4 protein-coding genes are annotated in these 13,182 nt (G+C 62.3%); 2 read left to right on the top strand and 2 right to left on the bottom strand.

All coding sequences use genetic code 11. The features are described from left to right. Positions 1-93: 93 nt before the first annotated feature. Positions 94-1,209, bottom strand: coding sequence for a lysozyme inhibitor LprI family protein (locus tag NL528_RS41775; RefSeq protein ID WP_309180164.1), 1,116 nt, complete (start codon positions 1,207-1,209; stop codon positions 94-96). A gap of 156 nt (positions 1,210-1,365) precedes the next feature. Beyond that, complete coding sequence (locus NL528_RS41770; RefSeq protein ID WP_375144109.1) at positions 1,366-2,154, bottom strand: transglutaminase-like cysteine peptidase; 789 nt, start codon at positions 2,152-2,154, stop codon at positions 1,366-1,368. 609 nt (positions 2,155-2,763) lie between these two features. Between NL528_RS41770 and NL528_RS41765 the strand changes: the two genes are divergently transcribed. Both NL528_RS41765 and NL528_RS41760 read left to right on the top strand, forming a co-directional pair. Further along, positions 2,764-10,605 carry a VCBS domain-containing protein gene (locus NL528_RS41765; protein ID WP_309180162.1) on the top strand — a complete coding sequence of 2,614 codons (7,842 nt, stop codon included), beginning with the start codon at positions 2,764-2,766 and terminating at the stop codon, positions 10,603-10,605. Positions 10,606-10,875: 270 nt separating this feature from the next. Next, a complete protein-coding gene (locus tag NL528_RS41760; RefSeq protein WP_309180160.1) occupies positions 10,876-13,104 on the top strand; it encodes an adenylate/guanylate cyclase domain-containing protein in 2,229 nt (742 codons plus the stop codon). The last annotated feature ends 78 nt before the right edge of the window (positions 13,105-13,182 follow it).

Below are 13,182 nucleotides of genomic sequence, written 5' to 3'. Positions count from 1 at the left end.
TTGCTTCGTCGCGGAGCCTGTCATCGGGCGCGCAATCGCGCGACCCGTTGGCTCCTCGCAATGACGATCGCTACTTTTTGACCCGATGGCCCGCTACGGCCCGCTCAGCGCGACCCCGAGTTCGATCGGCTGCAGCGTACCGGTGTTGCAGCGCCAGCCGTTGTCGGCCTTCTGAAACGCGAATGACTTCTCGATTCTAAGCCGGTGCGCGAGCGGCAGGCTCTCCCGGCTTCCCGGCGACGGTTTTGCCTGCCCCGAGCCCAAGTCCCAGCAGGTTCCGGTGCAGGTCGACGCGATCGGGCTGCAGACGGCGAATGGCGAGAGAACCTTCATTTCCACTTCGGCCGTCACCAGGGCGGCCTCCGCCGACACTTCGGTATCGAGCTGGATGATGCGGCTTACGCGCAGGAAATCGCCGCAGGCATTGGCTGAATGAATCTGCGCGATACACAGATCGACCGCGTCGGCATCGGGGGCGGGCGAAAGCTCGGACTTGCCGAACACCCGTTTCGGGTCACCCTTGGCCGCGATGATCTCGGCTGTCTTCCGGCTCATATCGTCCGCCAGGCAGCCTTCCGACGGCGACAATTCGTCCAGCGGCACGTTGTCCTTGTCGGCCAGATGGCACTTGCGGTCGCGGGCCCGGATCCATCTGGCGTATTCGGCGAAGGCTCCCTTGGCTTCGTCGTCCTTCATTTTGGCGATCAGCGCGACAACGTGACCGTCGAGCTCCCTGTCGGCGATCGCCAGGGCGGGATCGCTGCAGATCAGCATGCCGGCGGTGGTGTTGTTCGCCAGGCAATCGAAGTTCGGATCGGCCAATATCTCGATCCGCTCCTCCGTCTCTTTCAACAAGCAGGCCTTGACCGATTGGATGTTCCGGCTTGCGACACTTAGTCCGCCAAATATCCCGCAACTCAAATTGCGGCCTCTGATCCATTCCACGTTCTCTTCGACCGCAAGCCGGCGATCGGCAATCCGGTTGATCCGGTCCTGCAATGCATTGCTCAGCCGGGCACCGGCGCTCTGCAGTTCGGGATCGCCGCAGAACAATTGTCCCGCCGTATCCTTGATGTCGGCACAACGGTTCTCTTCATAGAGCGGCAGCGTCTCGCGCAGCGACCGGTCGGCTTCCGCCTCGGTATCCGCGCAGGCGGGATACAGCAGTCCAACCTGGGCCGCGACGACAGCCAGCATCATCACGCGCATTCAAATTCCTGTCCCAAAAAACAAAGGCCCCGCAACGAATGCGCTTGGCAAGTTCAGCCGCAACGTTCGTTTGGCGGCGACCGAAGCGGCTTTTCAATCGCCGCAACGAAATGAAATTGCAAGGCGGCTGTCAATCGGCTTGCGCGGCGGATCGGCTCAGGGACGGATCTGGCTGGGCTCGGCCAGCGAAGTCACGGCAACCGGAGAAGCAAGATCGCGGCCGGTTGTGCCGGCGAGCAGCGGCGCATCGCCGTACTGCATGACGCCATGCCGGTCGATCACGAAGGTCGGCCGGTAATTCCTGACGTCGGAATCCTCGACCATCGCCATGCGGCGGTTATCGAGTGTCAGCCAGTGCCCATCCAGCCGTGCGGCGGCAACGGCATGGTCCTCGCCGTGGATGGTGTCGTGCATGATCACGATCCGCAGGTCGTCCGGCGCGATGCCGGCCAGCCGCAACGCAACAAATTTCGCGATTGCGTAATCCTCACAATCTCCGCCGCCCCTTGCCAGCGTCGCCAGCGGCGACGTCCAGACGTCGATCTCGCCATATTGCTTGAGATCGCTGACCGGCCTGATGGCGAGATTGAGCGCGCGATTGATCTCGCCAAGCCGGGCGCGGCCTTCGCGAAGTTTTGCCGCATCGATAATGGTGAGGAATTGCAGCGCGGCCGGGGACAAGCAGCCGTCGCGGTCGCCCTCGCAGAGCGCGAGCTGCACCATTTCATCGTCGAGACGGCGCTGCACGCCGAGCCACTTCTGGCGCAGGCCGCCATCGGACAGGGCGGATGCCGCAAGCCCGAACGGCTCGGCCGATTTCTGGACCAAATCCTGGGCGCCGGAAGACCCCGGCGTTTCGGCCCTGAGGTCGGCCGTTCCGAACCAGAGTAACCCGCACGCGAGTATGACCTCGCGCCACGCGCGCGAATGACCTGACAACCGCATCTGACGCCCCATGTCCGGGCATCGACGGGGCTATAACCCGCTCGTGACCGGATCGTTTCGTGGGGGCAGGATGGGCGGCGGGGCTTTTAATCTGCTTAAAATGGGCCATAACGGGCCGGAAAGCGCAAAACAGCTTAAAATTAGCCTCGCCGGTTTGCTGAAACTTTTATCGATCTTTTTAGGGCGCACTGTCGTATCTTTGTGACACTTGGCATTAACTTTGGCATTAACTGCGCCTTATCGTTGATTTCCGGTTAATATGGCTAATGTGTTCAGAATCACGTGATTTGTTAGCCAAATCACAGTTTCGACTTGGGGAACCGCGCTATATCGCGTTGCGGAATCCAGGGGAAGAAAATGGAAGTATAGGTTTCGATTTTTATACTAGAGAATACATGAACTAACGTTCCTCCGGCTCAAAATGACGACTTGTCTTCTTCGCCCATCGGCCATTAATACTTGTAATCCTTAAAGATCGGAAGCGGGCAGCTCCCTATACTGCACGCGTCACTCAGTAATGGATGGTTCCCCACGGAACCCTCCAATGATATGCAAGCTTAGACTCTCGAATATTGTATTAATATTAACCTTAGTGGCGACGGTGCCCATTTGAGCTTTGCCGGTAAATTCGACGGTACTCTGTCTGACGGTCAGGGCTCCCAGCCCCATGGGCATGGCCATGTCGACAGCGTTTCGACGCATGCGCCAACCGGCGCCATCATCGTCCATGACGCCCATCTGCTCTTCACCGGCGATTTTAAACGCTCCGGGGTCGACCTGATCCTGTCGGCGGACGACCGCAAACTGGTGCTGCACGATTACTTCAAGGGCGAGAAGCACGCCGCGCTGGCTTCGCCCGATGGCGCGCATCTGACCGGCGACATCGTTGACGCGCTCAGCGGTTACACGCAGTTTGCGCAGGCCGACGGCAGCGCCAGCGTTGCCCAGGTGATCGGCCATGTCACCAAGCTGACGGGCACCGCGACCGTGATCCGGAACGGCGTGTCGATCATCCTGAACCAGGGCGACAACGTCAACAAGGGCGACGTGGTCCAGTCCGGCTCCGACTCCTCGCTCGGCATCACCTTCATCGACGGCTCCGTGTTCGGCCTCGCGTCGAACGCGAAGATGGTGCTGAACGAAATGATCTATGACCCGAACGGGTCGAACAACTCGTCGCTGATCAGCCTCGTGCAGGGGACGATCTCGTTCGTCGCAGGTGCTACCGCCAAACACGGCGATATGAAGGTCGATACGCCGGTCGCGACAATGGGCATCCGCGGCACCGCGGTGCTGGTCGAGATCGATTTCGATGTCCCCGCCCAGGGTGGCGCGCCGCCGGCGAAATTCCAGGTGCTGGTCGAGCCGGACGGCACCACCGGCTCCTATATCCTGTTCGACAAGACAACCCTGACCCCGATCGCGACCGTCAATCTGGCCGGGACGCAAACCATCGTCAATGGTCAGGGCACCGTCAGCTTCCTGTCGTCGGCCCAGCTGTCGGCCGATGCGCAAAAGATCATCACGGACGTCTTTGCGCAGAAATTCACCGACAATACGAACCCCAAAGACACCACCCATTTCACCAGTAACATCATCGATGATACGCTGCTGCTCAAGCTGACGAACGGGGACACCGTCCCCGTGACAGTGAAGGTGGGCTTCGTTGCGGACAACCCTGCGGCGCTGTCCAACCCCAACACCCCGCCCAGGACCGATCACATCGATGGGCCGCCGACGGTCGTTACCTTCAACAGCGCTTTCACCGAACGTGACAACGCTACACACACTGTCACCCACAGTTCGACCCTTGATACGCTGTCCGACAAGATCAAGTGGGTCGACATCAACGCCGGCGATCTTCCGAGCGCGACGGCCAAGTTCGATTCCTTCACCTACAAGGATGCGAGCAATCACGATGTCACCGCGTCGCTGACGGCGGAGCAACTGGCCGCGATCCAGGCGGTCGAAATACCGCTAACCGTGGTGCAGGACCCCGGCAACACCAACAACGGATCGGCGACCTGGACCTACAATATTGCCGACAGCGCCTTCGACTTTCTTGCCGCCGGCGAGACGTTGACGCTGACCTACATGGCGCGGGTGGACAACAACTTCGCGCCAAACGATGAATGGACGTTGACGCCGATCACGATCACGATCACCGGCACCAACGACGCGCCGACCATTGCCACGTCCGGCACTGGCATCACCGAGCGATTAGGCACCGGCAATACCGCCATCGATACGGCGTCCGGCACCGTCACTTTCACCGACGTCGATCTGACCGACCGTCCGATCGTGAGTGCGGCGCTCTCCGCTTCGCATCCGTTTAGATATCTCGACGCCCAGGGCCACGACATCACCGGTTCGCTGACGGCCGAGCAGCTGGCGGCGATCGCCGCCGTCGAGGTTCCCCTGACCGTGGTGCAGGCGGCGGGAAATACCCACAATGGTTCGGCGACCTGGACCTACAGCATCGCCGACAAGGCGTTCGATTTCATCGCCAAGGGCGAGACGCTGACCCTCAACTACGTCGCCGAGGTCGATGACGGCCATGGCGGGGTGGTCTCGACGCCGATCACGGTATCGATCAACGGCGCCGACATTTCCATCACCGGCACCAACGATAATCCCGTGGTCACGACGACCAGCAACGCGTTTGCCGAACTGTCGAACGACAGCCAGCCGAACCCGACCGGGTCGACGGCGCTCGATACGGTCTCCGGCACCATCGGCTTTACCGATGTCGACCTGACCGACCGTCCGGTGGCGAGCGCGGCCTACACCTCGTTTACCTATACGGACGCATCCGGCCATGCGCTGTCCTTGACGGCGCAGCAGCAGGCCGATGTGGCGGCGGTCGCGGCGCCGCTGACGGTGACGCAGACGCCTGGCAATACCGACAATGGTTCGGCGACCTGGACCTACAGCCTGGCCGACGGTGCGTTCGACTTCCTGGCCGCCGGCGAAATCCTGACGCTGACCTATACCGCGACCGTCGATGACGGCCATGGCGGCGTCATTTCACAACCGTTCACGGTCACCATCACCGGCACCAACGACACGCCGACCATCGCGACGACCGGCACCGGCATCACCGAGCGATTAGGCACCGGCAATACCGCCATCGATACGGCGTCCGGCACCGTCACTTTCACCGACGTCGATCTGACCGACCGTCCGATCGTGAGTGCGGCGCTCTCCGCGTCGCATCCGTTTAGATATCTCGACGCCCAGGGCCACGACATCACCGGTTCGCTGACGGCCGAGCAACTGGCGGCGATCGCCGCCGTCGAGGTTCCCCTGACGGTCGTGCAGGCGGCGGGAAATACCCACAATGGTTCGGCGACCTGGACCTACAGTATCGCCGACAAGGCGTTCGATTTCATCGCCAAGGGCGAGACGCTGACCCTCAACTATGTGGCCGAGGTCGATGACGGCCATGGCGGGGTGGTCTCGACGCCGATTACCGTATCGATCAACGGCGCCGACATTTCCATCGCCGGCACCAACGATAATCCCGTGGTCACGACGACCAGCAACGCGTTTGCCGAACTGTCGAACGACAGCCAGCCGAACCCGACCGGATCGACGGCGCTCGATACGGTTTCCGGCACCATCGGCTTTACCGATGTCGACCTGACCGACCGTCCGGTGGCGAGCGCGGCCTACACCTCGTTTACCTATACGGACGCATCCGGCCATGCGCTGAGCTTGACGGCGCAGCAGCAGGCCGATGTGGCGGCGGTCGCGGTGCCGCTGACGGTGACGCAGGCCGACGGAAATACCGACAACGGCTCTGCGACCTGGACCTACAGTGTTGCCGACGGTAATTTTGACTTTTTGGCCGCCGGCGAAATCCTGACGCTGACCTATACCGCGACCGTGGATGACGGACATGGCGGCGTGGTGACAAAGCCATTCACCGTCACCATCACCGGCACCAACGACACGCCGACGATCGATACGACCAGCAACGCGTTTGCCGAACTGTCGAACGACAGCCAGCCGAACCCGACCGGGTCGACGGCGCTCGATACGGTCTCCGGCACCATCGGCTTTACCGATGTCGACCTGACCGACCGTCCGGTGGCGAGCGCGGCCTACACCTCGTTTACCTATACCGACGCATCCGGCCATGCGCTGAGCTTGACGGCGCAGCAGCAGGCCGACGTGGCAGCGGTCGCGGTGCCGCTGACGGTGACGCAGACCGCGGGAAATACCGACAACGGCTCGGCGACCTGGACCTACAGTGTTGCCGACGGCAATTTTGACTTTTTGGCCGCCGGCGAAACCCTGACGCTGACCTATACCGCGACCGTGGATGACGGCCATGGCGGCGTGGTGACAAAGCCATTCACCGTCACCATCACCGGCACCAACGACACCCCGACGATCGATACGACCAGCAACGCGTTTGCCGAACTGTCGAACACGCCACAGCCGAACCCGACCGGCTCGACCGCGCTCGATACCGTCACCGGCACCGTCAGCTTCACCGATGTCGATCTGACCGACCGTCCGGTGGTGAGTGCGGTATTCTCCTCGTTCACCTATACCGACGCGTCGCATACCGCCCTGACGCTGACGGCGCAGCAACAGGCCGATGTGGCGGCGGTGGAAGGCGCGCTGACGATTGCGCAGACCCCGGGCAATACCGACAATGGTTCGGCGACCTGGACCTACAGCCTGGCCGACGGTGCGTTCGACTTCCTCGCGGCGGGCGAGATCCTGACGCTGACCTATACCGCGACCGTCGATGACGGCCATGGCGGCGTGGTGACAAAGCCATTCACCGTCACCATCACCGGCACCAACGACACCCCGACGATCGATACGACCAGCAACGCGTTTGCCGAACTGTCGAACACGCCACAGCCGAACCCGACCGGCTCGACCGCGCTCGATACCGTCACCGGCACCGTCAGCTTCACCGATGTCGATCTGACCGACCGTCCGGTGGTGAGTGCGGTATTCTCCTCGTTCACCTATACCGACGCGTCGCATACCGCCCTGACGCTGACGGCGCAGCAACAGGCCGATGTGGCGGCGGTGGAAGGCGCGCTGACGATTGCGCAGACCCCGGGCAATACCGACAATGGTTCGGCGACCTGGACCTACAGCCTGGCCGACGGTGCGTTCGACTTCCTCGCGGCGGGCGAGATCCTGACGCTGACCTATACCGCGACCGTCGATGACGGCCATGGCGGCGTGGTGACAAAGCCATTCACCGTCACCATCACCGGCACCAACGACACCCCGACGATCGATACGACCAGCAACGCGTTTGCCGAACTGTCGAACACGCCACAGCCGAACCCGACCGGGTCGGCGGCGCTCGATACCGTCACCGGCACCGTCAGCTTCACCGACGTCGACCTGACCGACCGTCCGGTGGTGAGCGCGGTATTCTCCTCATTCACCTATACCGATGCGTCGCATACCGCCCTGACGCTGACGGCGCAGCAACAGGCCGACGTGGCGGCGGTGGAAGGCGCGCTGACCATTGCGCAGACCCCTGGCAATACCGACAATGGTTCGGCGACCTGGACCTACAGCCTGGCCGACGGTGCGTTCGACTTCCTGGCCGCCGGCGAAACCCTGACGCTGACCTATACCGCGACCGTCGATGACGGCCATGGCGGCGTCATCTCAAAGCCATTCACCGTCACCATCACCGGCACCAACGATTCGCCGGTTGCGGTGGCCGACAGCGACCAGGGCCATGTCGTCGAGGCCGGCAACGACGTCCACGACAACGTCGTTCCCGGCGTTCCGACCACGACCGGCAATGTGCTCACCAACGACACCGATGTCGACCTCACCGACACGCATTCAGTCATTGGCGTTGCAGCGGGGACGGCGAGCGGCGTGCTTTCGACCGGCGTCGGCGCCACCATCATCGGCACTTATGGGTCGCTCGTTCTCGGTGTGGACGGAACCTGGACCTACACGCTCGACAACAGCCGGCCCGCGACCAACGCATTGGCGCAGGGCGCGCACGCCAACGACGTCTTCAGCTACACCGAATCCGACCACAACGGCGGCACCTCGACGACGACGCTGACGATCGGAATCACCGGCACCAATGACGCGCCGGTCACCAACGATGCGCCGGTCGCCGCGACCGACCTGAATACCGGCGCGCCGGTGGTCGAGCAGGGCGTCCATCCGGGAAATACCGCGTTTGCCGGCATCGATACCGCGACGGGCAATGTTCTTTCAAACGACTCCGACGTCGATACCGGCGACACCATGACGGTGCAGGGGGTCGCGAGCGGAACCCCGAGCGGTCCTCTGACGGGACACGTTGCCACCGGGGTTGCCGGCACCTATGGCAGCGTCACCGTCGCGGACGACGGCAGCTGGACCTATACGCTCGATAACGGCAACGCCGCCACGCAGGCGCTGACCGAGGGTCAGCACGTCACGGACGTCTTTACCTATACCATGCACGATGCGGCCGGCGCGACCGCATCCGCGACGCTGACGATCGACATCACCGGCACCAACGACGCGCCGGTGGTTGCGGCGGTGAACGCGGGTACGCTCACCGATACCGTAGGGAACGACAGCTTCGGCAACCTCACGGGAACGCTGGTCGGGAACGACGTCGACAACGGCGATGCTGCAACGCTGCTCTATACCGCGATCGTCCCAATCAGCCATCTCGCCGTGAATTCGGCCGTCGCGGGCCACTACGGCTCGCTGACGGTGAACCTCAACGGCAGCTACAGCTATGTCGCCGACGCCGGCGCGATCAACGCGCTGCATGCCGGTACATATGCCGATACGTTCACGGTGCAGACCACCGACGTGCACGGCGCCACCGGCACCGCGACGCTGACGGTTGACGTGACCGGCGCCAACGACTCGCCCACGCTAGCCAACGTGAATGCCGGCACGCTCACCGATACCGCCGCGAATGACAGCTTTGGCGATCTCACGGGCATGCTGGTCGGGACCGATCGCGACAGCGGTGAGACCGCAACGCTGCAATATGCCGTGCTCGACGCGCCGCACCACGTGGCGACGTCGGCGGTCGCCGGCCTCTATGGTTCGCTGACGGTGAATGCCAACGGCAGCTACGATTATGTCGCCAATGCGGCCGCGATCAACGCGCTGCCGGCGGGCTCCCATACCGACACCTTCACCGTGCAGACGTCAGACGTGCACGGCGCCACCGGCACAGCGACGTTCACGGTGAATGTGACCGGCGTCAACGACACGGCGGTGATCGGTGGCACCGACACCCAGAATTTGACCGAAACGAATGCGGTGCTGACGACCGGCGGGAAGCTGTCGATCAGCGATGTCGACAGTTTGGCGACGTTCAATGCGCAGACTGACGTGGCGGGCAGCCATGCCTATGGTCACTTCTCGATCAACGCCGCCGGGGTGTGGACGTATACCACCGACACGGCCCACAACGAGTTTGTCGGCGGCACGACCTATACGGATACGCTGAGCGTGTCGTCGGCGGACGGCACCTCGCATCTGCTGACGGTGAACATTCTCGGCACCAACGACCCGGCGGTGATCGCCGGTCAGTCGAGCGGTGCCGTGGAAGTAGCCGACGATGGTCCTGGCAGTGGTGCGCTAACCGTCACCGGCACGCTGACCGACACCGATGTCGACAACGCGCCCAATACCTTTGTCGCAGCGGCGGCCGGATCGGGCACCGACCACGGTTACGGTACCTATCAGATGACCGCGGGCGGCGTCTGGACCTACACGCTCAATAATTCCAATGCGGCAGTGAAGGCGCTCGGTGAAAACCAGCATCTGACCGATACGTTCACTGTCCATACCGTGGACGGCACCGCGCAGATCGTCACCATCGCTGTCACCGATAATGATGATCCGGACCACGACATCTATGCCGCAGACGGAACGACGCCACTCGCGGCCAGTACAGCGTTCATAAGTGGAAATAATCACAATTTCATCGGGGCGGCGACCGATAGCACGATCATCGGCAATAACGACTCAACGGCTGACCACATCAACGCGCAGGGTGGCAACGATACGATTTATGGGCGGGGCGGCAACGATATTATTCAGGGTGGCGACGGTAACGATGTCATCTATGGAGGATCCGGGAACGATACCATTACCGGCGGGGCCGGCGCGGATCAGCTCTGGGGTGGTTCCGGGAGGGATACATTCGTGTTTGCAGCTGCGGCAGATTCGACACCCGCGAGCTTCGATACGATCCAGGATTTCCAGGTTGGTGTGGATCATATCAACGTTTCTGGGCTGGGATTCGCCGCGGGTATGAGTGGCCTTGGAGCCCTGGCTGCGCACGGTCTCAATTGGTCGCAGGTTGGATCCGATACAGTGGTCCTGGGCGATACGAACGGAAACGCTGGAAATGCGGAATTCCAAATCGTCCTGAAAGGCGTGACCGCAACCAGTCTTCATCTCTCCGACTTCATTATTGCCTAGCTTATCGCGACACCGAAGCTGACGGTTGCACGATCATCAGGCATCGCGGTTCGATAAAATCCAGACGGGTACCGTGCAAAAATCAAAATATGTCTGAAGCGCTGTAGGGCAACGGTTTCTCTCGTGCAGATGACGCGTGCAAAATAATCCGCCTCTCCTGATGGCTTATCAAGGACCGGTTTGCCTTGGTGGCGTCTACTTGGGTGCCGCCGGCCAAATGCGTCAAACACCAGGCGTGAACAATCCGTCCGAGCGTGATATCCAGACGACATGAAGCGACTGAAGTTATTGCGACGGTGGTTCAAGCTGCGCTTTGGCTACGCCCGGCTGGCGTGTCTGGCGCTGCTGGTCGGCTTCGCCGCGCTGCGCGTGCTCGATCCGGCCCCGGTCGAGGAGATCAGGGTCAGGATCTTCGATGGCTTCCAGCGCATCGATCCGCGCAAGAAGACCGCAAGGCCGGTCACCATTGTCGATATCGACGAAAAGAGCATGGAAAAGCTCGGACAGTGGCCATGGCCGCGGACGCGGATCGCGGATCTCGTCGCGGAGCTGACCAGGCTCGGCGCTGTCGTGATCGCCTTCGACGTGGTGTTTTCCGAGCCCGACCGCCTCAATCCCGATGTCGCGGCCGACACGTTCCGCAATCTCGACGAAGAAACCCGCGCCAGGTTGCGGGCGCTGCCGAGCAACGATCAGATTTTCGCCGATGCCATCAGCGCGTCGCGCGTGGTGCTGGGCGAATCGGGGCTGCCGGAAGAGCTCACCGCACTCGACAAGACGCTGCCGGTGACGGGGCTGGCGATGCTGGGCGAGGAGCCGCAACAGTTCATGTTCGATTTCCCGGGCCTGCTGCGCAATGTCGGGGTCCTGGAGCATGCCGCGGCCGGGCGTGGCCTGTTTACGATCAATCCCGAACGGGACGGCATCGTGCGGCGGGTGCCGATGATCATGCAGGCCCAGGGCCTGACGATGCCGTCGCTGACCTTCGAGATGCTTCGGGTCGCCACCGGTTCGGGCACGATCCTGATCAAGGCCGAGAAGGCCGGCATCAAGAGCCTCCGTATCAAAGGCTTTCAGATCCCGACCGACAATAATGGCCAGCTCTGGATTCATTTCGCGCGCAACGATTCTTCCCTCTACGTTCCCGCCATCAACGTGCTGGACCGGACTGTCGCGCCCGACAAGGTCGCGGGCAAACTGGTGTTGATCGGCACCTCGGCGGTCGGCCTCAACGACATCAAGACCACGCCGGTTTCGCGCGCCATGCCGGGCGTGGAAATCCACGCCCAGGTGCTGGAGAGTGCGTTGACGGGGTCGGTGATCTCGCAGCCGATTTACGGCATCGTCGTCGAATTCACCACCGCATTGCTGTTCGGGCTGCTGGTGATCGCCTTCGCGCCGCTGTTCGGACCGATCACGCTTGTCGCCCTCGGCGCGGTATTTGCCAGCGCGTTGGTCGGAACGTCCTGGTATTTCTACACCCAGCACCGCCTGCTGATCGATTTCACCTATCCCCTGATGTCGACCACGGCGATCTATCTGACGCTGATCTTCTCGAGCTTCGTGCGGGAGCTGCAGCAGCGTAAGCAGATCCGCAACGCGTTCTCGCAATACATGTCGCCCGCGCTGGTCGCGCAGCTGGCGCAGTCGCCGGAAAAACTCGTGCTCGGCGGCGAAGAGCGCGAGATGACCATCATGTTCTCCGACATGCGCGGCTTCACCTCGATCTCGGAAACCTACAAGAACGATCCGCAGGGCCTCACCGCGCTGATGAACCGCTTCCTGACGCCGCTGACCAACGCGATCCTCGGGCGTAAAGGCACCATCGACAAATATATGGGCGATGCGATCATGGCGTTCTGGAACGCGCCGCTCGACGACAAGGAGCATCAGCTCAACGCCTGCGAGGCGGCACTCGACATGCTGGAGCGGGTCGACGAACTCAACCAGGCGCGCGAACAGGAGGCGCTGGAAGGTGGCCACGGCTACATCCCGCTCAATGTCGGCGTTGGGCTCAACACCGGCACCTGCGTGGTCGGCAACATGGGGTCCGACGTTCGCTTCGACTATTCGGTGTTCGGCGACAGCGTCAATCTGGCGTCGCGCCTCGAGGGCCAATCCAAGGAATACGGCTTCCCCATCATCGTCGGCTCCAGGACCGCGCTCGCGGTCAAGGACAGGTTCGCGATCCTCGAGCTCGACTTCATCATGGTCAAGGGCAAGAAAGAGCCGGAGGTGATCTACGCCATCGCCGGACGCGAGGACACCGCGCAGTCCGGCCGCTTCCAGCGGCTGCGCAACCTGACCATCGAGATGCTGGCGTGCTATCGCGGCAGGGATTGGGATGGCGCGCTGGCGGCGATCGAGCGCGGCCGCCGCACCGACGAGGCGCGTTCGCTTGAACTGCTCTACAATCTGTACGAAGCCCGGATCCGCCTCTATCAGGAAAACCCGCCGCCGCAAGACTGGGACGGCGCGTTCGCGCTGTTGACGAAGTGACGCACGTCGTCCCGGCCTTGAGCCGGGACCCATACGCCGTGGCCCCTCGTTTAAGCAAGCGCTGTTCGACGACTTTCG

Source organism: Bradyrhizobium sp. Ash2021, from assembly GCF_031202265.1.
GTDB lineage: Bacteria > Pseudomonadota > Alphaproteobacteria > Rhizobiales > Xanthobacteraceae > Bradyrhizobium.
Note: the sequence above shows the minus strand (reverse complement) of the source record. Positions and strands in the feature narration are given on the sequence as shown.